The organism is Sphingomonas sp. PP-CC-1A-547 (assembly GCF_003610375.1).
Classification (GTDB): domain Bacteria; phylum Pseudomonadota; class Alphaproteobacteria; order Sphingomonadales; family Sphingomonadaceae; genus Sphingomonas.
The window spans coordinates 54,064-78,271 of sequence record NZ_RAPZ01000011.1 but is presented as its reverse complement, the minus strand read 5'-3'; the positions used below and the strand labels follow the sequence as shown (position 1 = coordinate 78,271).

The following is a 24,208-nucleotide window of genomic DNA, read 5'->3' as shown; positions in this document are numbered from 1 at the left end:
ACCGTTAGCGCAACGACAGGATTATGCGTTAACGGCCTCGAGCGCGGCGCGAACCGCAGCGACCGCTTCCGCAGCCTTGTCGCCATCGGGACCACCGCCCTGCGCCATGTCGGGACGGCCGCCGCCGCCCTGCCCGCCTAGCGTGGCCACCGCGATCTTGAGCAGGTCGACTGCGTTGTGGCTGGCGACCAGGTCCGCCGTCACGCCGACCGCGACCGAGGCACGGCCGTCGTTGATCGCGACCATCACCGCGATTCCCGACCCGAGCCGCTGCTTCGCTTCGTCGACCGCGCCGCGCAGGCCCTTGGCTTCGAAGTCGTTGAGCACCTGGCCGATGAACGCGACGCCGCCGACCTGTTCGGGGCCAGCCGCTTCGCCCGAGCCACCGCCGCCGAGCGCCAGCGCCTTCTTCGCATCGGCGAGTTCGCGTTCGAGGCGGCGGCGGTCTTCGAGCAGCGATGCGACGCGCGCCGGGACCTCGTCGGGGGTCGACTTCAGCACCGCTGCCGCCTCGCGCAGGCGGTCGTCACGCCCGGTCAGGTATGCGCGCGCCGCTTCGCCGGTCAGCGCTTCGACACGGCGGATGCCGCTGGAGACCGCACCTTCGCCGACAACCTTGAACAGGCCGATGTCGCCGAGCGCGTTGACGTGCGTGCCGCCGCACAGCTCGATCGAATATGTCCCCTCGTTGGTCGATCCCATCGACACGACGCGGACTTCGTCGCCGTATTTCTCACCGAAAAGCGCCATCGCACCCATCGCGATCGCGTCGTCGGGGGTCATCAGCAGCGTCGTCACCGCGCCGTTGCCGCGGACCTGCGCGTTCACGTCGGCCTCGACCCGCGCGATATCGGCGGGGGTCATCGCGACCGGCTGCGAGAAATCGAAGCGCAGCCGATCGGGCGCGACGAGACTCCCCTTCTGCGCGACGTGCGTGCCGAGGCGTTCGCGGAGGGCCTCGTGCAGGAGGTGCGTCGCGGAGTGGTTGGCGCGAATCTGTGCGCGGCGGGCGACGTCGATCTGGAGCTTGACCGGGTCGCCGACCTTGATCTCGCCAGCGTCGACGATCGCGTGATGGACGAACACGCGGCCGAGCTGCTTCGAGGTCTCGGTGACGTTCGCGCGCAGACCGCTGTCGTTCGAGATGTGGCCGGCATCGCCGACCTGTCCGCCGCTCTCGCCATAGAAGGGCGTCTGGTTGACGACGATCGCGACCGTATCGCCGGTGGTCGCGTGGTCGACGCGCGCGCCGTCCTTGACCAGCGCGACGACCTCGCCCTCGCCGGTGTCGGACGCGTAACCGAGGAACTCGGTGCCGCCGGTCTGCTCGACGATGTCGAACCAGATGTCGTCCGAAGCCTTCGCGCCCGAGCCCTTCCAGGCGGCGCGGGCGGCGCGCTTCTGCTCGGCCATCGCGGTGTCGAAGCCTGCGCGGTCGACCGCGATGTTGCGTTCGCGCAGTGCGTCCTCGGTCAGGTCGTACGGGAAGCCGTAGGTGTCGTAGAGCTTGAACGCGACGTCGCCGGCCAGCGTGCCGTCGGTCATGCCCGTGGTTGCCTCGTCGAGCAGCTTCAACCCCTTGTCGAGCGTCTGCCGAAAGCGCGTTTCCTCCTGCTGGAGTGTCGCCTCGATCAGCGGACGGGCGCGCGACAGTTCGGGATAGGCGGCGCCCATCTCGGTGACGAGCGCGGGGACCAGCCGGTGCATCAGCGGCTGCTTCGCGCCGAGGATGTGCGCGTGGCGCATCGCGCGCCGCATGATACGGCGCAGGACGTAGCCGCGGCCTTCGCTGGCGGGAAGCACGCCGTCCGCAATCAGGAAGCCGGCCGTGCGCAGGTGATCGGCGATCACGCGGTGGCTGGCGGTGTTGGCGCCGTCGGTCGCGGTGTGCGTCAGCGCGCCCGAGGCTGCGATCAGCGCCTTGAACGTGTCGGTGTCGTAATTGTCGGTGACGCCCTGCATGACCGCGGCGATGCGCTCGAGCCCCATGCCGGTGTCGATCGAGGGCTTGGGCAGGTTGCCGACGATCTCGGCGTTCTCCTGCTCGTATTGCATGAACACGAGGTTCCAGATCTCGACGAAACGATCGCCATCCTCGTCGGGGCTGCCGGGAGGGCCGCCGAAGATGTGGTCGCCGTGGTCGTAGAAGATTTCGGAGCATGGACCGCACGGCCCGTTGTCGCCCATCGACCAGAAATTATCCTTGGTCGGGATGCGGATGATGCGGTGATCGGGGAGGCCGGCGACCTTCTTCCAGAGATCGAACGCCTCGTCGTCGGTGTGGTAGACGGTGGCGGTCAGTTTGTCCGGCGACAGGCCCCATTCGCGCGTGAGCAACGTCCAGGCGTGGACGATCGCCTGTTCCTTGAAATAATCGCCGAACGAGAAATTGCCGAGCATTTCGAAGAAAGTGTGATGGCGCGCGGTGTAGCCGACATTGTCGAGATCGTTGTGCTTGCCGCCGGCGCGGACGCATTTCTGCGACGAGGTCGCGGTGGTGTAGGGGCGCGATTCGAGGCCGGTGAAGACGTTCTTGAACGGCACCATCCCGGCGTTGACGAACATCAGCGTCGGGTCGTTCTGCGGTACCAGCGGCGCGGAGGGCACGATCTGGTGCCCCTGCGAACCGAAATAGTCGAGGAAGCCGCGGCGGATGTCGTTCGTCGATGTCATGCCGGGGACTTAGGCGAGCGGGGCGGTTCGCTCAAGTCGGGTGTGTGAGGAGGTGCGGACGTATCCGATTGAAACGAAGATAGCATGTTTCCCCGCGAAGGCGGGGACCCAGACTGGGCTCCCGCCTTCGCGGGAGAACAAGGGAGTGCTGCAATTCGGCAAGAGCAACACCACCCCGGCGAAGGCCGGGGCCCAATTGGAGAGGGGGAAATAACCGAAAGCAGCGCTTCGTTATCGCCGCCCCCCAATTGGGCCCCGGCCTTCGCCGGGGTGGTGGTGTTGGTGGAGGGGGTGGCGGTCCTTGGGCGTCCCTTACCCCAACGGCGCGTCGATCGACTTGGGCGGCTCGCTGAACCATTTCGGGCCCGCATCGGTCATGTGGAAGCAATCCTCAATCCGCACCCCGTACCTCCCGGGAATGTAGATGCCCGGCTCGTCCGAGAAGCACATCCCCGCCGCCAGCCTGGTCGTCTCGCCGCGGACGAGGTTGACGGGTTCGTGGCCGTCCATGCCGATGCCGTGGCCGGTGCGATGCGACAGGCCGGGGAGCTTGTACCCCGGCCCGTAGCCGAGCGTCTCGTAATGCCGTCGGACCGCGTCGTCGATGCTTCCGGCGGGTGCGCCGATCCTGGCGGCGGCGAACGCGATCTGTTGCCCACGGGCGACCTGATCCCACGTCTTGCGCTGGTCGGCGGTTGCCGCGCCGTGGACCCAGGTGCGCGAGATGTCGGATTGATAGCCCTGCACGGTGCAGCCGCAGTCCATCAGCACGACCTGGCCGTCGGCGACGCGGTGGATTTCGCGGCTGCCGTGCGGATAGGCGGACGCCTCGCCGATCAGCGCGAGCGCGAACTCGGGCGCGCCGCCGAGCTTCTTCGTCGCGGCGTTCATCAGCGCGCCGATCTCCGGGCCGGTCATACCCCTCTCGACGCGCGGCTTGGTCCAGCGATACGCGGCGAGCGTGACCTCGGTCGCGGCCTGCATCAGCGCGATTTCGGCGGGGGTCTTGATCATCCGGCAGGCGCGAACGACCGGGTCGACGGAGACGATCTTGGCGTCAGGCAGGACCCGCGCGAGCCCGGCATAGGCAAAGTAGCGCACCTCCGCCTCCAGGCCGATCGGCCGCGTGGCGAGATTCCGGTCGCGCAAAAATCCGGCGGCCACGGCGAGCGGGTTCTCGTCCTCCTGCCAGACGCGCACCTCGGCGGGGACGGCGAGCGTCTCGCGCACCGACGGCTCCTCGAAGAACGGCGTGACGATGCACGGTTCGCCTTCGACCGGGAGGATCGCCAGCGTCAGCCGCTCGCTCGTGTGCCAGCGGACGCCGGTGAAGTAGATCATCGACGATCCCGGCTCGATCAGGACCGCGCCGATGCCCGCCGCCTTCATCAGCGACTGCGCGCGGACCAGCCTCGCGGCGCGTTCGGTGGCGTCGATCGGCCTGGTCGCGCCGGTGATGTCGGACAGCGCCGACAGGTCGGGCTCGGCGGCGCGAAGGATCGCGGTGGTCGACAGCAACGGCGCCGCGATGGCGAGGCTCAGCAGGTCGCGGCGCGAGGGGCTGAAGGCGGGCTTGTGGCGTGCGGTCGACATCGTCGGACGATAGGGTCCTTGACCCGGGCGCCGCAATCCCCTTCCCTGTCCGCACTTCTCGGGAGCGACTAATGGCCAAGCGGCTAACCTATTACATCTTGTTCGGCCTCGTCGCGGGTATGGTCGTCGGCTGGATCCTGAACGCGTCGATCGACAACGGCACGGCCGAGTCCGCCGAACGGCTGAAGGACATCGCCGGCTATTTCTCGATCGTGACGACGCTGTTCCTGCGGCTGATCAAGATGATCATCGCCCCTTTGGTGTTCTCGACTCTGGTCGTGGGCATCGCGCATATGGGTGACACCGGTGCGCTTGGCCGCGTGGGTTTAAGGAGCCTTGGCTGGTTCATCTGCGCGAGCCTGTTGTCGCTCACCCTGGGCCTGATCCTGGTCAACGTGTTGCAGCCGGGCGTCGGCTTGGCACTCGCGATCCCGCCGGCCACCGCGTCGAGCGGCGTCGACCGCGCGGCGTTCGATCTCGCCAAGTTCATCACGCATATCGTCCCCGATTCGATGATCGCGGCGATGGCGGGCAACGAGATTTTGCAGATCGTCGTGTTCTCGGTGTTCGTCGGCGTCGCGATCACCGCGGTCGGCGAGAAGGCCGCGCCGCTCGTGAAGGCGATCGAGGCGCTGGTCGCCGTGATGCTCCAGATCACCAACTACGTGATGCGGTTCGCGCCGTTCGCGGTGTTCGCGGCGGTGACCGCGACGCTCGCCGAGCGGGGCCCGGCCATCCTCGGCCAGCTCGGCTATTTCATGCTGACCTTCTATATCGGCCTCGCGCTGCTGTGGGCGATGCTGATCGGGATCGCGTTCCTGCTGATCGGGCCGCGGACGCGGTTGCTGGTGCGGTATATTCGCGATCCGCTGATCCTCGCCTTCTCGGCGGCGTCGTCCGAGGCGGCGTATCCTCGGACGCTGGAGGCGCTCGACCGGTTCGGCGTGCCGCCGCGGATCGCGAGCTTCGTGCTGCCGCTGGGCTATTCGTTCAACCTCGACGGGTCGATGATGTACATGACGTTCGCGTCGCTGTTCATCGCGCAGGCCTACGGCATCCACATGCCGATCGGACAGCAGATCGCGATGCTGCTGGTGTTGATGGTGACGTCGAAGGGGATTGCGGGGGTGCCTCGCGCATCGCTGGTGGTGATCGCGGGAACGCTGTCGATGTTCAAGATCCCGGAGGCGGGGATTTTGCTGATCCTGGCGGTGGATCATTTCCTCGATATGGGGCGCTCGGCGACGAACGTGATCGGAAATGCGGTGGCGGCGACTGTGGTTGCGAAGTGGGAGGGCGGGCTTGATGAGCGTGAGCCGGCCGATCGGGATTTCCCGCATGCGCCTACCGGGCATGGTCCGAAGGTGGATGTGGACAGCTATGAGAAGATCGGGCCGGGGCAGGTTTGAGGTTTGAGGTTTGAGGTTTGAGGTTTGAGGTTTGAGGTTTGAGGGCAATGTTGAACCGGTAATTGCTCGAGGATACCCTTTTACGTTGGCGGAGCGCTAAAGAAGCACCTCCCCGGCGGAGGCCGGGGTCCAATTGGGAAACTTGGCTGGCGAACGGTGCGCTTCGTTACTCCGACCTCTCCAATTGGGCCCCGGCCTTCGCCGGGGAGGTGTCTTAAAGACGGTGGAGTAATCTACCCTGGTCGGAGGCTCCCCATCGAGCGCCTCAGGCGTAGGCGTACGGACCGCCTTTTTTGAGCCCTGCTTGATACGCGGGCCGTGCGTGGACCTTTGCCAGCCATGCAATCGTCGCGGGGCGGGACTCGTTGAGGCCGCCGCGATTGCGCGCAGCTTCCAAGGGGAAGCTCATCATGATGTCGGCCGCGGTCATCTCGGCGCCGGCGAACCAGGGGCGCTTCGACAGTTCGGATTCGACATAGTCGAGATGGACGTCGATCATCGGCTGGATCTTCTTGGTCGCCGCCTTGCCGAGGATCGGGATGCGCGCGAGGACGAGCTTCAGCAGCAGCGGCGGCATCATCGAGCCTTCCGCATAGTGGAGCCAGAAACGGTAGCGCAGCGCGTCGGCGCGGTTGGCGGGGGCGCCCAGCTTGCCGTCCGCCTTGTCGACGAGATATTCGACGATCGCGCCGGTCTCGGCCACCACCTGGCCGTCATCCTCGATCACCGGCGACTTGCCGAGCGGGTAGACCTGCTTGAGTTCGGGCGGCGCGAGCATCGTTGCCTTGTTCCGCTCGTAGCGCTTGATCTCGTAGGGGAGGCCGAGTTCCTCGAGCATCCACAGGATCCGCTGCGATCGCGAGTTTTCGAGGTGGTGGACGATGATCATGCTGAACCCCCTGTTTTTATTAGGACGATTTGCGCGCGGTCCAGATCCAAGCGGCGGCGGGGAATTCCACCGTGTCGCCGCTTCGGTACCGGTCGCAGACCTGGGTGAGACGCGCGATGTGGCGCTCGCGTTCCTCGGGGGCAGCGTCTCGGATGGCGGATGCTGCCGGGCCAATGCGGCTGAAATAGTCGACGGCGTCGGCTACGGGATCGGCGCCCTCCCCTACTCGGTAGGCGAATTCGACACGCTCGGGTGACGCGACATGCCAGCCGGATTTCTCGAGGATGCTCGCGACGTAAGTCGGGTCGGCGAAGGCGAAGGGGCCGGGTGCGGTGCTTGCCGGAGCGTCTGCATTGCCGCCGGTCGCGGTGATGATTTCGGTGGCCCAGCGGTTGGCGGCGCGGTCGGCGAAACATGTGAAGACGAGCGTCGCGTCGGGGGCGGCGGCTTCGGCTAATGTCGTGAAGGCGGCGACGGGGTCAGCGAAGAACATGACGCCGTGGCGCGAGACGTAGAGGTCGATGGGAGCGTGGTTCGGGGCGGCGGCGGTGATGTCCGCGCACTCGAAGCTGGCGTTGGATGAGGTTTTGGCGCGGTGTTTGGCGATCTCGATCAGGGTGGGTGAGAGATCTATGCCGGTTATCTGCGCGGTCGGGATCGCTTGGGCCGTGGCTAGAGAGGTTGCTCCAGCGCCGCAGCCTATGTCGATGATCTTGCGGGTTTGGGGGATGGCGACGGACAGGATCGCTGCGTTCAGGTACGGTGTCAGGTTGGTGAAGCTTCGGTCGGTTCGACGCCATTCCTCCGCCCAGACGTCGCCTATTCTGCCGGTCCAGTCATAGGCGGTGGTCATTCGGTGATCCGTTTCATGCTCGGGCGGGGGGACAATTGGACGGTCTATAGGGTCTCACATAATCGGTACATTGGGTCCGAAGTGCACAAAGTGCAGACGCTGGCGTGGTATTTGTGAAGCGGTGTTTTGCGGTCCGATGTAGGCGAGCATGCTGACATCAGCAGCTTTGTTTTCCCATGAATGCGGGAATCCAGGCTGGAGTCCGGCCTTCGCGGGAGAACAAGGCATGGACTCGTTTAAGAATGCGGGGCCATGCCGCTAAAGAGCTTGGCTTAGCGCGGGATTTTATTTGCGGGGTCATGCCAACTGGGCCCCGGCCTTCGCCGGGGTGGTGCTGAGAGTGAGTGGACGCGGCGTCAGTTCACCATGTGTCTAAACCATAGGCCGAGCGTACCCTCGACCACCATGAGCCATGAGCCATGAGCCATGAGCCATGCAGCGTGCCCTCACCCTCCCATTGCGAAGGCAATGGGTCCCTCCCTCTCCCCTGAGGGAGAGGGAAAGTAGGGTTAGGCGTCGTCGCCTTCTTCGGGGCCGGCCATCATTTCTTCGGCGACCTTGTCGGTGCGTGCGCGGATCTGCTTTTCGAGGCGGTCGGCGGTTTCGGGGTTGTCCTTGAGGAACGTCTTCGAGTTCTCGCGGCCCTGGCCAAGGCGCACGCTGTCATAGCTGAACCACGCGCCGGACTTTTCGACCAGGCCCGCCTTCACGCCGAGATCTAGGATCTCGCCGAGCTTGGAGACGCCCTGCCCGTACATGATGTCGAACTCGACCTGCTTGAACGGCGGGGCGACCTTGTTCTTGACGACCTTCACGCGGGTCTGGTTGCCCGTGACCTCTTCACCGGCCTTGATCGCACCGATGCGGCGGATGTCGAGCCGGACCGAGGCGTAGAACTTCAGCGCGTTGCCGCCGGTCGTCGTCTCGGGGTTGCCGTACATGACGCCGATCTTCATGCGGAGCTGGTTGATGAAGATCACCATGCAGCGCGAGCGGCTGATCGAGCCGGTCAGTTTCCGCAGCGACTGCGACATCAGGCGGGCCTGGAGACCGACATGGCTGTCGCCCATCTCGCCTTCGATTTCGGCACGCGGCACGAGTGCTGCGACCGAGTCGACCACCAGCACGTCGATCGCGTTCGAGCGGACCAGCGTGTCGACGATCTCGAGCGCCTGCTCGCCGGTGTCGGGCTGCGACACGATCAGTTCGTCGATGTTGACGCCGAGCTTCTTGGCGTAGACCGGGTCGAGCGCGTGCTCGGCATCGACGAACGCGGCGGTGCCGCCGCCCTTCTGCGCTTCGGCGATCACGTGGAGCGCGAGCGTGGTCTTGCCTGACGACTCCGGACCGTAGATCTCGATCACGCGGCCGCGCGGCAGGCCGCCGACGCCAAGCGCGATGTCGAGCCCGAGCGAGCCGGTCGAGATGACCTCGACCTGCATGGTTTCCTTGGAGCCCAGGCGCATTGCCGAGCCCTTGCCGAAGGCGCGGTCGATCTGCGCGAGCGCGGCGTCGAGCGCCTTCTGCCGGTCGTTGGTTGCGGTTGCCATGCCGGTGTCGATCACTTTCAGATTAGCGGCCATCGAATATGCTCCCATCGCTAAAGCAAGCGCGCGTGCCATTCAACGCGTCAAACACCATGTATTCTCTTTGTTCTTTTGGAACAAGTGGGGAACGATGGGTTTTTCGGAAAAGGTGGACATTTGGTAACGGCCGTGGGTGGTTGCCAATCCTCGTCATGCGGGGCTTGGTTCAGCATCCACCGGTCCGCGCTTGTCGACCTTTGAGTATGCGGAGCGCTGGCCCCAGAACGCGCCGGCTGCTGTCCTTTCTCGCAAATAAGATATGTCTCCCCGCGAAGGCGGGGATCCAGACTGGGCTCCCGCCTTCGCGGGAGAACAAGGGAAGGGCGTGGTGCCGTATGACTGCAGACTCACACATGTTCCAAGGGGATAAGTGCCGAACATGTCTGGATGACGAGATGGGCCGGGCAGAGTTTGGTCGAGAACGGTTCCGGTTGTTCGAGCGCGGGTTTGGCGGCGATCAACTCATCGATGGTGTCGGCAACTGGTTGTGACGGGCGGTTTCGTTTGCCGCTCTGGATCCTGACTTTCGTCAGGATGACGGGCGGTTGCGGCAACGCGGCGACCAGTCTCAAAGGTGCCGCCGCCTATCTATCGATCAGGCGAGCTTTGTTGCGAGCGTCCACCAGCCTTTGGCTTGGGCGGCGGTGGCGGCGGTGTTTCTGGCTTCGGGGGTTTCGAACAGGGCGAAGCAGGTGGCGCCGGAGCCAGACATTCTGGACAGGAGGACGCCTTGCGCTGCGTCGAGGAGCGTGCGGACTTCGGCGATTACGGGGGCGAGGGCCAGCGCGGGGGGTTCTAGGTCGTTGCGGCCGGCTTTTGCACGGTCGAGGAGATTGCCTTCGGGGATCGGGCCTCGGTCGTGGCCGTCCCAGGTCTTGAAGACGGCGGCGGTGGAGACCGCGACGCCTGGGTTCACGAGCAGGAGGGGGGTGCCGGACAGGCCTTCGAGGGTGGTGAGGGTGTCGCCTTTGCCGGTGCCTAGCGTGGTGCGGTTGGCGAGGCATGCGGGGACGTCTGCGCCGAGCTTTGCGGCGATGTCGTGGAGGCGGGGGTCGGTTGGGGCTATGCCGTGAAGGCGGGCCAGCGCGCGGAGCGTGGCGGCGGCGTCGGCTGAGCCTCCGCCTATGCCTGAGGCGATGGGGAGGTGCTTTTCCAGGGTTATGGCGTGGTAAGCCTCGGGGGCGAACGCGGTGGTGAAGGCGTCTGCTGCGGCGGTTACGAGGTTGCCATGCCAAGAGGCGGCGCTGAACGAGCGCGGTGCTTCGTCATTTGCCGTCCCCAATTGGGCCCCGGCCTTCGCCGGGGTGGTGTTGGGGGTCGGGGCGATGCTCTCGACGGGCAGCAGTGCTGCGGCGAAGGGGCCGGTTATGGTGAAGCTGTTGGTTTGGGCGGGTTCTACCGTGACCACGTCGCCTTCGGTGGCGAAGGCGAAGAGCGTTTCGAGATCGTGGTAGCCGTCGGGGCGGCGGCGGCGGACGTGGAGCGCCAGGTTGATCTTGGCGGGGGCGGGTTCGGTGATGGCGGGCATTGGAAGTCTCGGAATTTGGCGGCGAAGGGTTCCAGCGCAGCTTAGCGTAATACGCGTGATGTCTGCGGGTTTAAGCGCGTCATCCTGACGAAAGTCAGGATCCACGGTAACGATTGGCCGTCCTTGGCTCTGGATCCTGACTTTCGTCAGGATGACGGGAGGGGGATGCCGCATACCTCGCGAGTTGCTGACGCGGTCGATCACTTCCGCGGATGCTCGGAATTAGTGTTAATGCCGCGAAACGGCCTCTTCAGCGTAAACTCGCTTTGCCCTCACCCTTTCTACGCCTGCGAGGCCCTTCCCTCTCCCAGCGGGAGAGGGGTTCTAGCGGCGGGCTTTCGGGGGGAGGCCGTTGGCGATCTTGGCGGTTATGCGCGCCGTGTCTGCGGGTTCGGCGGTCAGCAGGGCGGCGCGCCAGGCGTAGCGCGCTTCGTAGTTTCGGCCGATGCTCCAATAGGCGTCGCCGAGGTGGTCGGCGATTTCGGCGTTGGTGGGTTCGGCCTGCGCCGCGGTTTCGAGCAGGGGGAGCGCTCGGGCGGTGTTGCCGGAGAGGTGGTAGGCCCAGCCCAGCGAGTCGGTGATCGACGCGTTGGTCGGGTCGATCCGGCTGGCGCGTTCGAGCAACTTGATCGAGGCGGGAATGTCGTCGCCGTGTTCTACCTGCGCAAAGCCTAGATAGTTGAGTGCGAGCGGTTGCGCGGGGCCGCGGGCGACGGCCTTTTCCAAAGCGTCACGCGCTTCGGGCCAGCGGCCGGCCTGGTCGAGCGCGCCGCCATATTGCAGCCAGTTGCCCCAGCTGCCGCCCTTCTCGCCGTCGGCGGTGATGATGCGCTGGTACCAGGTCGCGGCTTCGGCGGGGTTGCCGGTGGTCAGGAGCAGGTCGGCGTAGCGTTGCCAGTCGGCGGGCACCGAACCCTTCTGGTCGACGCGGTTCTTGGCGGCGGCGAGCGCTTCGCCATTGCGGTCGGCGGTGGCGAGGATGTCGATGCGCTCGGCGGCGGCGGCCGGGGCGGAGGGGCTTTTCGCGTCGATGCCGTCGAGCACCACGAGCGCGCGGTCGACCAGCTTGTTGCGGGCGAGCGCGTCGGCGAGGAGCACGCGCGCTGCGTCGTAGCTGGGGTCGGCGCGCAGGGCTGCCTGAGAGAGCGCGATCGAGAGCGGCGAGGGTTCGCCTGCGCTGAGGTCGCTGGCGAGACGCACGAGCAGGCGCGAGACGCCGATCGACAGCGGTTGCCTGCGCGGTGCCGCGGCGATCAGTGTGCGTGTCTCGGTGGCGAAGCGGTTGGCGACGGGGTCCTTCGCAGCGGTGGCGAGCGAGGGTTCGGGATCGCGACCTTCCGCATGCGCTACCCAGGCGTAGAGCGAGGGTGCGAGGACCACGAGGGGGCCGCTCGACAACGTGGCGATCGCAGCACTGGCGGCCTTCGCGTCGCCCCGTCGTGCGGCATCGGCGAGCGGGATCAGCGCGGCGTCGGCGGGGGCTACGCCGGCCTTGTTCAGCACCGCGACGGCGCGGGTGGCGAGCGGCACGTCGCCGGCCTCCAGCGCCTCGCGATAGGCGCGGATCGCGACGACGGGATCGTCGGGCGATGCCGCTAGCACCTTCGAATAGCTGGCGGCGGCCAGGCCTGTCTCGCCGGCAGCGTCGGCCGCGCGGGCCTTCAGATAGGCGGAAAGGTCAGCCGGGGCCGCCGTGGCGGGTGCAGCCACGGCGAGACCGAGTGCGAGAAACAGACGCTTACATGTTGGGATAATTGGGGCCTCCGCCGCCCTCGGGTACGACCCAGTTGATGTTCTGGGTGGGGTCCTTGATGTCGCAGGTCTTGCAGTGGACGCAGTTCTGCGCGTTAATGACGAACTTCGGATCGGCGGTGTCCTCGCCGACGACTTCGTAAACGCCGGCCGGGCAATAGCGTTGCGCAGGCTCGTCGTACATCGGCAGGTTGTATGCGATCGGCACGCTCGCGTCCTTGAGCGTCAGGTGGACCGGCTGGTCCTCCTCGTGGTTGGTGTTCGAGACGAACACAGACGAGAGGCGATCGAACGTCAGGACACCGTCGGGCTTCGGATAGACGATCGGCTTGACGAGGTCCTTGCGCCACAGGCTCTCATTGTCGGGATGGTGTTGCATCGTGAAGGGCATTTTGATCCCCAGATGCTCCGCCCACATCGTGATGCCGGCGAGACCCGAACCGACGAGGTCGCCGAACTTCTTGACCAGCGGCACGACGTTGCGGACGACCGACAACTCCTTCTTGACCCACGACTTCTCGAACGCCTCCGGATAGGCCGCGAGCTCGTCATGGCCGCGCTGCGAGACGATCGCCTCGACCGCGGCTTCGGCGGCCATCATGCCGGACTTCATCGCGGTATGCGTGCCCTTGATCCGCGGCACGTTGAGGAAGCCGGCGCTGTCGCCGATGAGCGCGGCGCCGGGCATGACGAGCTTGGGGATCGACTGGAGCCCGCCGTCGCTGATCGCGCGCGCGCCGTAGCTGACGCGCTTGGCGCCCTTCAGCAGCGCGGCGATCTCGGGATGCGTCTTCCAGCGCTGCATCTCGCTGAACGGCGAGAGATACGGGTTGGTGTAGTTCAGCCACGTCACGAAGCCGATCGAAACCTGGCCGTTCGCCTGGTGATAGATCCAGCCGCCGCCGTTCGAGCCGTCGGTCTCGGACAGCGGCCAGCCCTGTGTGTGGATGACGCGGCCGGGGACGTGGAGTTCGGGATCGATGTCCCAGAGTTCCTTGATGCCGAGGCCGTAGACCTGCGGATCGCTGTCCTTGTCGAGCGCGAAATTGCGGATCAGCTCCTTGGTGAGGTGACCGCGGCACCCTTCGGAGAAGAAGGTGTATTTGGCGTGGAGTTCGAGGCCGGGCGTGTAGTCGCCCTTGTGCGTGCCATCGCGCGCGACGCCCATGTCGCCGGTCGCGACGCCCTTGACCGAACCGTCGTCGTTGAACAAGATTTCTGCCGCGGCGAAGCCTGGGAAGATCTCGACGCCGAGTTCCTCCGCCTTGCCCGCGAGCCAACGGCAGAGGTTGCCGAGCGAGCCGGTGTACGTGCCCTTGTTGTGCATGAACGAGGGCGTGACGAAGTGCGGCATCTCGCTCTTCTTCGTCTTGGTCAGGATCCAGTGATGGTTCTCGGTCACCGGCACTTCGGCGAGCGGGCAGCCGTCCTCGCGCCAGGTCGGCAGCAGCTCGTCGAGCGACTTGGGATCGATGACCGCGCCGGACAGGATGTGCGCGCCGACCTCCGAGCCCTTTTCGAGCACGCAGACGCTGATCTCGGCGTCCTTCTCCGCGGCCAGCTGTTTCAAGCGGATCGCTGCCGAGAGACCGGCCGGGCCAGCGCCGACGATCACCACGTCGTACGGCATCGATTCACGTGTCGTCATCATCGTCTCCCGGGGGATGTCCCCTCTTGCCTCAGCTTCATGCCCCCACCCCTCGTTCGGGCTCGGGCGGGCACCGTCTTGTCCAATATGGCGATTGCGCGAGTTGACCGCCACGTCAACCGTGCAGCATAGGTTACTCTGTGGGGGCGGACCAAACCATCGACTGGCGAAATACAGCGGCGAGCGCGCTCGACTGGTGGCACGAGGCTGGCGTCGACACGCTGGTCGACGACGTTCCACGCGACTGGTTCGCGGCGCCTGAACCGCTTGTCGTGCCCGCCGCAGTGCCTGTTGCGCCAGTCTTGGCACCGTCCGCGATGCCGCTTCTTCTGGCCGATTTCCTGGCCTGGCGGAGCAGCGCGGAGGTTCCCGAGGCGGACTGGAGCGGGGTTTCGCTGGCCGCGGTCGGCCCGGCTGACGCTACGGTCATGGTGCTTGTCGATTGTCCCGACCGCGACGACGGCGATGCAGGGGCTTTGCTGAGCGGCGCATCGGGACGATTGCTCGACAAGATGCTAGGTGCGATCGGTCTGACGCGCGACGAGGTGCATCTCGCGGCGGTCTGCGCGAAGCGGCCGACGGCGGGGCGTATCCAGAGCGAGGTCGAGGCTCGGCTGTCGGAAATCGCCAAGCATCACATCGGGTTGGTTGCGCCCAAGCGGTTGTTGTTGCTGGGCAATGCGGCGAGCCGTGCGATCCTCGGGACGGAATTACAGGCGGCGCGCGGGCGTTTACACGGATTTAACCATAAGACCGGAGAAACGGGGTCCGGTTCGGCGTCTGGCGAAGCTTCCGACGAAACCGGCGTGGTCGCGAGCTTTCATCCGCGATTTCTGATCGAGAAGCCCGCGGCCAAGGCCGAGGCCTGGAAGGATTTGCAGATGCTGATGCGCGGACTGACGTCGCAAGAGGGTGTGAGATGATTCGGACTCTAGCTATCGTTCTGGGGCTCAGCGCCCTCCCCTTTCCAGCACTCGCCGCGACCGTCGCCGGTGAGCCCGCGGGCGATGTGCGGCTCGGCACGACGCAGTTGATCGGCGCACCGACGATCGAGCAGATCCCCGACCAGCTCGATGCTAGCCAGCGCGAGGCGTACAAGACGGTCTTCGCGGCAATCCGCGACGGCAAGTGGACCGACGCGCAGATCGGGCTCGACACGATGAAGCCCGGCCCGCTGCATGCGATCGCGCGCGCCGAGATGTATACGGCGAAGGGTTCGCCGCGCGTCGAGATGGAGCCGCTGGTCGCGCTACTCAACGAAGCGCCCGAACTGCCCGAAGCCGCGCAGATCTCGCGCCTCGCGACGACCCGCGGCGCGGTCGACCTGCCCCCCCTCCCCACGGCACAGCGGCTGATCTGGCAGGACGGCGCGCCGCGTCGCGTCCGCGCCAAGAGCCTGCAGGGCGACATGATCGCCGCCGATCTCGCGCTGAAGATGCAGCCTTACGTGAAGGCGGACATGGGCCGCGAAGCGCAGTCGCTGCTGGAAAGCACGCCCGGCCTCACCCCCGAGGCGCTGACCGAGTGGCAGCAGAAGATCGCGTGGATCTATTTCCTCGAAGGCGACGATGTGAACGCGCGCGTGATGGCGGCGAAGGCACAGGACGGCGTCGGCGACTGGGCCGTCCAGGGCCGCTGGGTCGGCGCGCTGTCGGCATGGCGGCAGAATGACTGCGCGAATGCCGAGACCGGGTTCGAGGGTGTTGCAGCACGCGCCGGCGACGTCGATCTTCGGGCGGCGGCTTTGTACTGGGCGTCGCGTGCGGACATGGTGTGCTCGCGCCCCGACAAGATCGAGGGTCGGCTGAAGGCTGCGGCACAGTTCGGCGAGAGCTTCTATGGCCAGCTCGCGCGCCAGCAACTCGCGATGAAGGACAAGGGCACGTCGGTCGGCGGGCTTGTCGCCAGCGACTGGAAGGTCGTGGGCAAGCGTCCGAACGTCCGGGTCGCCGCGGCACTGGTCGAGGTCGGCGAGACCGACCTGGCCGATACCGTCATCCGTCAGCAAGCCAAGATCGGCGATCCGCGCGAGTTCGCCAACCTGGTCCGCGTGGCGGAAGCGCTGAGCCTGCCCGCGACGACTGTCTGGCTCGCGCACAACTGCCCGCAGGGGGTCACGTCGACCGCCGAGGCGCGGTATCCGACGCCGAACTGGACGCCCGACAGCGGCTGGCACATCGACAAGGCGCTGGTCTACGCGCACACGCTCGAGGAATCGCGGTTCCGTAACACCGTGAAGAGCCCGGCCGGCGCGTATGGTCTCATGCAGATCATGCCCGCCGCCGCGACCGATTTCGCGCGCGAGCGTGGCACCTCGATCGACGTGAAAGCGCTGACCAAGCCGAGCACTAACATGGATGTCGGCCAGCGCCATCTCGAGCGGCTGCGCGACATGGCAGGCGTCACCGGCGGGCTGCTGCCCAAGGTAATCGCGGCGTATAATGCAGGTCCGCGCCCCGTTGGCGACTGGAACGCGATCGTCCACGATAACGGCGATCCGCTGATGTATATCGAGAGCATTCCGTACTGGGAGACGCGTGGCTACGTCACCACAGTGCTGCGTAACTACTGGATGTACGAGGCGCAGGGCGGCAAGAAGGCATCGACCAGCCGCAACGCGCTCGCGCAGGGCATGTGGCCGCGCTTTCCCGGCCTGCCGGGTGCGACCGCAGTGCGGATGGCGGCCAAGCCCTACACGCAATATCGCGCCAGCACGGCGCCCTTGAATGCTACCGTCGCCGTCAATGCCAGCGTCGGGCCGCAATCCACCACCGTCACGCGCGCGGACTGAGTTTCATGCCCATCGATGAGAGCCGGATTTTCCTCCCGGTCCGGATTGCCGTGCTGACCGTGTCGGACACGCGTGGCCTTGCCGAGGATCGCTCGGGTGATACGCTGGTCGCGCGGCTGACCGAGGCGGGTCACGTTCTCGCCGACCGCCGGATCGAGAAGGACGACGTCGAGACGATCGTCTCGCGCCTGCACGCCTGGATCGGCGATCCCGAAATCGACTGCATCATCACCACCGGCGGCACCGGCGTCACCGGGCGCGACGTGACGCCGGAAGCGGTCGAGCAGGTTGCCGAGAAGATGATACCCGGCTTCGGCGAGCTCTTCCGCATGCTCAGCTACCAGACGATCGGCACCTCGACGGTCCAGTCGCGCGCGTGCGCCTGCGTATCGCACGGCACCTATATCTTCGCGCTGCCCGGCTCGACCGGCGCGGTGAAGGACGGCTGGGACGGCATCCTTCGCGACCAGCTCGATAGCCGCCATCGCCCCTGCAACTTCGTCGAGCTGATGCCGCGCTTGCTGGAGCGCTGAACCTTTTGTTTGAGGGGTGCTGGTAACTCCCCTGCCTTCCCGTCCCCGACTAGCTGCTGCGGCCCCTGCCTGCCGTGCGAAAGAGCGAGGGGTACGAGAAGATCGCCCCTCCCAATTTGCTGCAATTTTTGCCAAGTTGTGGCGCATCCCACCAGTCAGAACTGACCGGGGCTGCGTCATGAGCTGGCGAAATATCTCGCTAATTGAACACTTTCACTGCTGTGTGCTGCTGTATTACATAACTGGCACGGTCGATGCAAAGGTTTGGATACCGCCCAACCGGGCGCGTCTCAACCATCGAAGGACGCCACCATGACCTCGACCATCCTGAAGAGCCTAGCCCTTGCGACCGTGCTCGTCGCCAGCGCGCCAGCCTTCGCAGCACCGTCGGATCCACAACAGAAGACCGTTCTCAAATACGAGGCGAAAACCGGTCAATATTGCCTGACCGAACCCGCCATGACCGGAACACGGATCGATCGGAAAACCTGCCGGACTTCCGCACACTGGTCTGAAGCCGGACTGAACATGCCCAAGGCGACCGAGCTCGCACAGAAGTGACCGGCGTTGCGCGGTCCGCCAGGGTGGCGGGCCGCGTCGCGGCGTATCACGCGATCGGACGTTCAGCCCTTGGCAGCGTGGATCAGGTCGACGAGCTGTTTGTTGATTGAAGCCCCGTGCAGATGGAGATGCACCGCGTCATACCCCTCGCGCCGCAGTCGTTGGCGCAAGTCGTTGACCGAGTTGCACGCACCCGATCTTGCTAACTCGAAGGCGCGCTCCACCGTTGTGATCTGTTCCGTCATCTCTCTGCCCTAGGCGCTCTGCCGCACCTCTGCGAGCGATCATTCGCACCGGGGCAAACAGATCGAAAACGAATGTTTCACCACCGAATTAACCGTCTGGAAGGCACGTCGAATCCATGAACCCGGCGTGGGATCGGCCAGGGGGCCTGTCCAAAGGGGACATCGTCGAATGTACAAGTTCATGCTTATCGCGGCACTCGCCGCAACGCCGGTGGCGCCTGCGTTCGCACAGTCCGACACCGGGCAGGATTTCGGCCGCGATGCCGGACCGGGCTACGGCGCAACCGACGGCGTCAGCGGCTTCCGTGCCGAGCCGCGCATCGGGTACGACCGCGTGATCACCGAATTGAACGTCGAGACTGCGGACGATTCCGCGAGCGTGCGCGAGGGCAAGAGCGGCGTCACCTATGGTGGCGAACTCGGCTACGACATGGTCGTGAACACCGACATGATGCTGGGCGTCTATGGCGGCATCGAGGGATCGAGCGTTGAGCAGTGCTTCCCCGGCAACGGGACGGAAACGTGCCTTACCCCCGGCCGCAACCTGACGGCAGGCGTACGCGGCGGCTTCCTGCTGAACCCCAACACGGTGTTGTACATCAAGGGCGGCTATTCCAACGGCCAGATCCGCATCGGCTATTCGGACCGTGACTTTCCCCAGGACAATTTCCGCGTGTCGGACAATCTGAGCGGTTTCCATGCCGGCGCAGGCGTGCAGACCGCGTTCGGACGCAATTTCTACGGCAAGCTCGAATATGTCTACACCGACTATAACGGCTACGAGATCACCGACGGCACCGACAAGGCGAGCCTAGATTTCAGCCGGCATCAGGTAGTTGCAGGGCTCGGCGTTCGCTTCTGATTTCGTTCTTGCTATGTTCCCGGGCGGCGTTTAGTTTCGTTGCATGAAACAGGCCCGTCCGGATCGTGGTGCGACGCTAAATAGCGAGAGCCGGCGGTTCAACCTGCCGCGGACCGAGGCTGACGGCGACTGGCTCGACATGCGCGAGGGGATCGACGGGATCGCGCCCAAACTGCGCACGACGGTGACGGTCGAGACGCCGCGGACGATCATCAGCCGCAATGCCTCGCCGGACGTACCGTTCGACCGTTCGATCAATCCTTACCGCGGGTGCGAGCACGGCTGCATTTATTGCTTCGCGCGGCCGAGCCATGCGTTTCACGACCTGTCGCCGGGACTGGATTTCGAGAGCAAGCTGTTCGCCAAGCCGTCCGCGGCAGCGCTGTTGCGGGTCGAGCTCGGCAAGCCCGGCTATCTTTGTGCGCCGATGGCGTTGGGGACGAACACCGATCCGTACCAGCCGATCGAGAGCGACTGGCGGATCACGCGCGGCATCATCGAGGTGCTGGCTGAGACCGATCATCCGCTGACGATCACCACCAAGTCCGACCGCGTGGTGCGCGATATCGACCTGCTGGCACCGATGGCGGCGAAAGGCCTCGCGGCGGTGGCAATGTCGATCACGTCACTCGATTCGAAGGTGGCGTCGACGATCGAGCCGCGCGCGCCGCATCCCGAGCGACGACTGGCGGCGGTGCGCAAGCTCGCGGCCGCGGGCGTGCCGGTCTACGTTTCGATCGCGCCGGTCATCCCGGCAATTACGGATCACGAGATCGAGCATCTGATCGCGCGCGCGGCCGACGCTGGGGCAACGCGGGCGTTCTTCATCCCGGTGCGATTGCCGCATGAGGTGGCCCCGCTGTTCCGGGCTTGGCTCGACGAGCATTTCCCGGATCGCGCTGGGAAGGTAATGGCGACGATTGCGTCGCTGCGCGGGGGAAAGGATAACGATCCGAACTTCTTCACGCGGATGCAGGGGCAAGGGCCTTGGGCGGACCTGCTGGGAACGCGGTTCCGGATTGCGTGCGCTAAGCACGGGTTGAACCGGGAGCGGGTGGCTTTGCGGAGCGATCTGTTCCGGGCGCCGCGAGGGCCGCAGGGAGAGTTGTTTTGAGCGGAGGCTTGGCGGGTGGCGCGGTGGATGGCTCAGCGGGCGATCCCCGCGCTATCCCCCACGCGGGTCAGACCTGCCGTTCTGCCCCCCTCCCTGGAAGGGAGGGGTTGGGGGTGGGTCAGCTTCCGTGCGTCCGAACCGTCATGGCTCAATTGGGCCAACCCACCCCCCGGCCCCTCCCTTTCAGGGAGAGGGGAAGTCTTGGCGCTCGCCCGGTCGAGTTCTGGTACGCCACGAACCCGGCAGCTCGTCAGACCAACTTAACGCTTATCGTCCTCATGCAGCACCCTCGGGTTGCCAGAGTTCGATCGGGTTGCCTTCCGGATCGTGGATGCGGGCGAAACGGCCGAAGCCCGGCATGTCCCACTCGGGATTGGTGATCACCGCAATCCCGGCCGCGCGGAGCGTCGCGATCAGGCCGTCGAGGTCGTCGACGCGCAGATTGAGCATCCAGGGCCGATCCGCGGGGAAATAATCGGCGTCGACCGCGAACGGCGCGAAGACGCTGGGTCCGGCCTGCGTCTCCCACGATCCATAGGGCACTGAGCCGACACCGAGATGCTCGACATACCATGCGCGTATCGTCTCCGGGTCCTTTGCCCGGAAGAAGAAGCCGCCGATCCCGGTCACGCCCATAGCCGCCCCCTAATATCGCCCCGCCAAAGCCACGGGGATGATAGCAGACGGAGCATGGCGACACAGCCTACAGACCGGTCCGTTTCGGTTGCTCTAGGGCATCGGGTATCCAGGCTACTCCCGGCACAGCGCCGGTAAGCAGCCTTGGACGTGACGCCGGTCCCAGCTTGTCAGGGCCTAGTAGGCGCGGCCGATCAGGATGCGTTCCACCGCGGGTTCGCCCGTGAAGATGCAGGCGCCGTCGTCACATCCGGTCTGCCCCATCGGTGCGTTGCGGATCGTGAGCTTGAGCGCCTTCAACCGCTCGACGACCTTGTCGAGCGCCGCGCCGGTCGGCTTGGACCAGCGGACGTCGACCCAGCCGGGGTTCTTCACGCCGTCCGCGAAATGCGCTTCCACCGCCGCGAAGTCGTTGGCGGGGACGATGTTGCCCTTCACGCGGTTCATCGATTCGACGTGAAGCGTCGCCTGCACTTCGGCCAGCATCCCCGAGACATCTGCGACGAACGCGTCGCGCGGCGTGGCGACGCTGTCGAGCTTGCCGTCCTCGCGGTACAGGCGGTCGCGGCGGATCACGGTGACGTTGCCGCCGGCCATGTCGCGGCCGCCGACCTCGATCACGATCGGCGCGCCCTTCTTGACCCAGCCCCAGCGCTTGGTCGCGGCCTTGGCGGGCTTGAGGTCGAGCAGCGCGCGGACCGGTTCGCCGAGCGCGGACTGCTTGGCGAGCTCGGCCTGAAGCGACTTGCAGTATTCGACGATCGCGGCGTCCTCGGGAACGTCCCGCAGCATCGGCACGATCACGACCTGCCACGGCGCGATCATCGGCGGCACGCGCAGGCCGTCGTCGTCGCCGTGGACCATGATGACCGCGCCGATCATCCGCGTCGACACGCCCCAGCTGGTGGTGTTGCACAGCTCGAACTCGCCGCCCGCATTCTGGAAGCGGATGTTCTGCGCCGACGCGAAGTTGGTGCCGAGGAAGTGCGAGGTGCCGGCTTGCAGCGCCTTGCCATCCTGCATCATCGCCTCGATCGAATAGGTCGCGACGGCACCCGGGAAGCGCTCGTTCTCGGGCTTTTCGCCGGCAATCACGTGGACGCCGAGGCACTCCTCCGCGAAGTCGCGATAGACTTCGAGCATTTTCAGCGTCTCGTCGCGTGCCTCGTCGGCGGTGGCGTGCGCGGTGTGACCTTCCTGCCAGAGGAACTCGCTGGTGCGCAGGAACATGCGGGTACGCATTTCCCAGCGGACGACGTTGGCCCATTGGTTGATCAGCACGGGCAGGTCGCGCCACGACTGGACCCAGCGTGCGAAGGCGGCGCCGATGACCATTTCGGAGGTCGGGCGGACGACCAGCGGCTCCTCGAGCTTGGCGTCGGGATCTGGGATCAGCCGGCCATAGCCGTCGGCCTTGAGGCGGTGGTGCGTGACGACGGCCATTTCCTTGGCGAACCCGTCGACGTGCTCGGCCTCCTTCTCGAAATACGAGAGCGGGATGAAGAGCGGGAAATAGCAGTTCTCGTGACCGGTCGCCTTGATCCGGTCGTCGAGCAGGCGCTGGATACGCTCCCAGATGCCATAGCCCCAGGGACGGATGACCATGCAGCCGCGGACGCCGGATTCCTCGGCGAGATCGGCCTCGGAGATGACGGCCTGGTACCAGGCGGAGAAATCCGCCTCGCGGGTGACGGGGAGTGCGCGCTTTATCATGGGGTGCGGATAGCGGGTGCGCGGGGGTTCGTCACGTGTGAGTTGCGGGGTGGCGACGCGGCGGTGGTTTGCGTAGGGGTCGCGCATGCCCACCGACCGCATCCTTCCCGCTATCGGCATGCGGTTGCTGTCGGTCGTGATCTTCGCGCTGATGAATACCGCGATCAAGTTGGCCGAGCGGCACGGCGCGAGCGTGTCGGAGATCCTGTTCTTCCGCCAGTTCGGCGCATGCTTGCTGGTGTCGGCGGTGATCGTCGCGGGGCCGGGTCTGCCTTCGATCGCTACCAAGCGGTTGCCGGCGCACATCGTCCGCGCGATCGTCGGGCTGTCGGCGATGGCGTTCACGTTCAACGGGATCGTTGCGTTGCCGCTCGCGGAGGCGACGACGATCGGGTTCACGGTGCCGGTGTTCGCGACGATCCTGGGGGCGCTGGTGTTGCGCGAGCCGACCGGGTGGCATCGCTGGGCGGCAGTGGCCACCGGCTTTGCGGGCGTGTTGATCGTCGCACAGCCCGGAAGCGGCGATCACTTTCCGTTATGGGGTGCGGGGTGTGCGCTGGCGGGGGCGTTCGGGACGGCGAGCGTGTCGATCCTGTTGCGGCAGATCGGCAAGACCGAAAGTGCGCTGACGACGGTGTTCTGGTTCTCGGCGCTGTCGTTGATCCCGTTGTCGGTGTTCTATGCGCAGGCGGCGCAATCGCATGACCTCGTTGCCTGGGTGTGCCTGGCAAGCGTCGGGATCTTCGGCGGGCTGGCGCAGATCGCCATGACGACGTCGTTGCGGCTCGGGCCGGTGTCGGTGGTGGTGCCGATGGATTATTCGAGTCTGTTGTGGGCGACGCTGCTGGGGTGGCTGGTGTTCGACACGCTGCCGGCGGAGGCGACCTGGGTCGGGGCGCCGGTCATCGTGGCGAGCGGGTTGTATATCGTGTGGCGGGAGCATGTGCGGCGGCGGGAAGAGACTGAGCAGGCGATTGCTTGATGGCGAACCCCTCGATCCTCCCCCGCCAGGGGGAGGTGGCGCCGACGGCGTCGGAGGGGGAGGACACGCAACAAAGGTTGCCCTTTCCTCCCCCTCCGTCTGGCAAAGGGCCAGCCACCTCCCCCTTGCGGGGGAGGATCGTACGGTAGCGGCGGGTTAGCGAACCCGTGCGGTTTCGAGCATCCGCTTGGCGCGGAGGTACATTTCGATCCGTTGGGTGGTGAACAGGCCTAGCGCGAGCGCGACCAGCATGTCGGTGATGGCGAAGGCGTCGAGGTGGAGGGCGTGGCCGTCGCCGATCACGGCGCGCGCACCGGTGCGGACTGCGACGATCGCTACGATTAACAGGACCGCTGCCGGGGACGATGTTGTGTTGAGCGCGTGACTGTCGGGGTCGATCGTGATCCGCATGAGCTTGCCGCGTTGCCAGCCGAGCGCTGCGCCCATGACCAGGGCCAGCGCGCAGAACAGCCACGCAAGGCCGTGCGGCGGGTACATCGTGAACATGTAGAGCGTGACGGCGGCGTAGATCGCGGGGAAGATCCAGAGGCGTTCGAGCTTGAGCGGTTTCACCACGCTCATGCGGCGCCAGCGGACCGCAAAGACTATGCCGATGACGACCGCGGTGATCGCGTAGCTGATCCAGCCCTGTGCTTCGTGCGCCTGCATTGCGTCCCCCACGCGATCACCTTCAATTGGTGTAGCATGGCAGCAATACAGCCGAGGTAAAAGAGGCGGCGACACATTAGAACTGTCACCCCGGCGGAGGCCGGGGCCCAATTGGAGAGGTGGCAATAACGATACGCCGCCATCCCTCAGCAGCGTCGCCCAATCGGACCC

21 protein-coding genes are annotated in these 24,208 nt (G+C 65.8%); 8 read left to right on the top strand and 13 right to left on the bottom strand.

Annotation, left to right across the window (positions count from 1 at the left end; genetic code table 11):
• Positions 1-21: 21 nt before the first annotated feature.
• Together alaS and C8J39_RS06565 are read right to left on the bottom strand one after the other, a co-directional pair.
• On the bottom strand, positions 22-2,673 hold the full coding sequence (alaS, locus tag C8J39_RS06570; protein ID WP_120299818.1) for an alanine--tRNA ligase: 2,652 nt from the start codon (positions 2,671-2,673) through the stop codon (positions 22-24).
• A 312-nt stretch (positions 2,674-2,985) separates the two neighbouring features.
• Positions 2,986-4,266, bottom strand: a complete 1,281-nt coding sequence (locus C8J39_RS06565) for a Xaa-Pro peptidase family protein (RefSeq protein WP_120299817.1) — start codon at positions 4,264-4,266, stop codon at positions 2,986-2,988.
• A gap of 71 nt (positions 4,267-4,337) precedes the next feature.
• Here C8J39_RS06565 and C8J39_RS06560 point away from each other — a divergent pair, with 71 nt between their 5' ends.
• Entirely contained in the window at positions 4,338-5,675 is a 1,338-nt protein-coding gene (locus C8J39_RS06560; RefSeq protein ID WP_120299816.1) for a dicarboxylate/amino acid:cation symporter, read from the top strand.
• Positions 5,676-5,940: 265 nt separating this feature from the next.
• Here C8J39_RS06560 and C8J39_RS06555 read toward each other — a convergent pair whose 3' ends face one another.
• The 7 genes from C8J39_RS06555 to C8J39_RS06530 all read right to left on the bottom strand — a co-directional run bounded on the left by C8J39_RS06555 (position 5,941) and on the right by C8J39_RS06530 (position 13,931).
• Positions 5,941-6,564: a glutathione S-transferase family protein gene (locus C8J39_RS06555; protein ID WP_120299815.1), complete on the bottom strand. Its 624-nt coding sequence runs from the start codon at positions 6,562-6,564 to the stop codon at positions 5,941-5,943.
• 19 nt (positions 6,565-6,583) lie between these two features.
• Complete coding sequence (locus C8J39_RS06550; protein ID WP_120299814.1) at positions 6,584-7,417, bottom strand: trans-aconitate 2-methyltransferase; 834 nt, start codon at positions 7,415-7,417, stop codon at positions 6,584-6,586.
• 509 nt (positions 7,418-7,926) lie between these two features.
• Positions 7,927-9,000, bottom strand: coding sequence for a recombinase RecA (gene recA, locus C8J39_RS06545; RefSeq protein WP_056047175.1), 1,074 nt, complete (start codon positions 8,998-9,000; stop codon positions 7,927-7,929).
• Positions 9,001-9,350: 350 nt separating this feature from the next.
• Positions 9,351-9,575 carry a hypothetical protein gene (locus tag C8J39_RS18480; protein WP_132833388.1) on the bottom strand — a complete coding sequence of 75 codons (225 nt, stop codon included), beginning with the start codon at positions 9,573-9,575 and terminating at the stop codon, positions 9,351-9,353.
• 23 nt (positions 9,576-9,598) lie between these two features.
• Positions 9,599-10,531, bottom strand: coding sequence for a 4-(cytidine 5'-diphospho)-2-C-methyl-D-erythritol kinase (locus C8J39_RS06540; RefSeq protein ID WP_120299813.1), 933 nt, complete (start codon positions 10,529-10,531; stop codon positions 9,599-9,601).
• A 324-nt stretch (positions 10,532-10,855) separates the two neighbouring features.
• Positions 10,856-12,241 carry a tetratricopeptide repeat protein gene (locus C8J39_RS06535; protein ID WP_120299812.1) on the bottom strand — a complete coding sequence of 462 codons (1,386 nt, stop codon included), beginning with the start codon at positions 12,239-12,241 and terminating at the stop codon, positions 10,856-10,858.
• 28 nt (positions 12,242-12,269) lie between these two features.
• A complete protein-coding gene (locus tag C8J39_RS06530) occupies positions 12,270-13,931 on the bottom strand; it encodes an electron transfer flavoprotein-ubiquinone oxidoreductase (protein WP_120300437.1) in 1,662 nt (553 codons plus the stop codon).
• Positions 13,932-14,071: 140 nt separating this feature from the next.
• Here C8J39_RS06530 and C8J39_RS06525 point away from each other — a divergent pair, with 140 nt between their 5' ends.
• The 4 genes from C8J39_RS06525 to C8J39_RS06510 all read left to right on the top strand — a co-directional run bounded on the left by C8J39_RS06525 (position 14,072) and on the right by C8J39_RS06510 (position 17,816).
• The gene (locus tag C8J39_RS06525; RefSeq protein ID WP_120299811.1) at positions 14,072-14,854 is read left to right on the top strand and encodes a uracil-DNA glycosylase; all 783 of its coding nucleotides are present in this window, start codon (positions 14,072-14,074) and stop codon (positions 14,852-14,854) included.
• The gene (locus tag C8J39_RS06520; RefSeq protein ID WP_120299810.1) at positions 14,851-16,722 is read left to right on the top strand and encodes a lytic transglycosylase domain-containing protein; all 1,872 of its coding nucleotides are present in this window, start codon (positions 14,851-14,853) and stop codon (positions 16,720-16,722) included. Before C8J39_RS06525 ends, C8J39_RS06520 begins: the two co-directional genes overlap by 4 nt.
• Before the next feature lie 5 nt (positions 16,723-16,727).
• Positions 16,728-17,255: a molybdenum cofactor biosynthesis protein B gene (gene moaB / locus C8J39_RS06515; protein ID WP_120299809.1), complete on the top strand. Its 528-nt coding sequence runs from the start codon at positions 16,728-16,730 to the stop codon at positions 17,253-17,255.
• A gap of 312 nt (positions 17,256-17,567) precedes the next feature.
• The gene (locus C8J39_RS06510) at positions 17,568-17,816 is read left to right on the top strand and encodes a hypothetical protein (protein ID WP_120299808.1); all 249 of its coding nucleotides are present in this window, start codon (positions 17,568-17,570) and stop codon (positions 17,814-17,816) included.
• Positions 17,817-17,878: 62 nt separating this feature from the next.
• Here the strand turns inward: C8J39_RS06510 and C8J39_RS06505 are convergent, their stop codons facing one another.
• A complete protein-coding gene (locus C8J39_RS06505; protein WP_056057360.1) occupies positions 17,879-18,061 on the bottom strand; it encodes a hypothetical protein in 183 nt (60 codons plus the stop codon).
• A gap of 169 nt (positions 18,062-18,230) precedes the next feature.
• Here C8J39_RS06505 and C8J39_RS06500 point away from each other — a divergent pair, with 169 nt between their 5' ends.
• Together C8J39_RS06500 and C8J39_RS06495 are read left to right on the top strand one after the other, a co-directional pair.
• Positions 18,231-18,923: an outer membrane protein gene (locus C8J39_RS06500; RefSeq protein ID WP_120299807.1), complete on the top strand. Its 693-nt coding sequence runs from the start codon at positions 18,231-18,233 to the stop codon at positions 18,921-18,923.
• A 43-nt stretch (positions 18,924-18,966) separates the two neighbouring features.
• Positions 18,967-20,037: a PA0069 family radical SAM protein gene (locus C8J39_RS06495; protein WP_120299806.1), complete on the top strand. Its 1,071-nt coding sequence runs from the start codon at positions 18,967-18,969 to the stop codon at positions 20,035-20,037.
• A gap of 276 nt (positions 20,038-20,313) precedes the next feature.
• On the opposite strand, the gene C8J39_RS06490 is transcribed toward C8J39_RS06495, so the two are convergent.
• Together C8J39_RS06490 and C8J39_RS06485 are read right to left on the bottom strand one after the other, a co-directional pair.
• Entirely contained in the window at positions 20,314-20,673 is a 360-nt protein-coding gene (locus tag C8J39_RS06490; RefSeq protein WP_120299805.1) for a VOC family protein, read from the bottom strand.
• 177 nt (positions 20,674-20,850) lie between these two features.
• Positions 20,851-22,386 (bottom strand): aminoacyl--tRNA ligase-related protein, encoded by a 1,536-nt coding sequence (locus tag C8J39_RS06485; protein WP_120300436.1) that lies wholly within the window; start codon positions 22,384-22,386, stop codon positions 20,851-20,853.
• A gap of 85 nt (positions 22,387-22,471) precedes the next feature.
• Between C8J39_RS06485 and C8J39_RS06480 the strand changes: the two genes are divergently transcribed.
• A complete protein-coding gene (locus C8J39_RS06480) occupies positions 22,472-23,368 on the top strand; it encodes a DMT family transporter (protein ID WP_120299804.1) in 897 nt (298 codons plus the stop codon).
• Between the two features lie 156 nt (positions 23,369-23,524).
• On the opposite strand, the gene C8J39_RS06475 is transcribed toward C8J39_RS06480, so the two are convergent.
• The gene (locus tag C8J39_RS06475) at positions 23,525-24,049 is read right to left on the bottom strand and encodes a CcdC protein domain-containing protein (RefSeq protein ID WP_243649757.1); all 525 of its coding nucleotides are present in this window, start codon (positions 24,047-24,049) and stop codon (positions 23,525-23,527) included.
• Between the last annotated feature and the right edge of the window lie 159 nt (positions 24,050-24,208).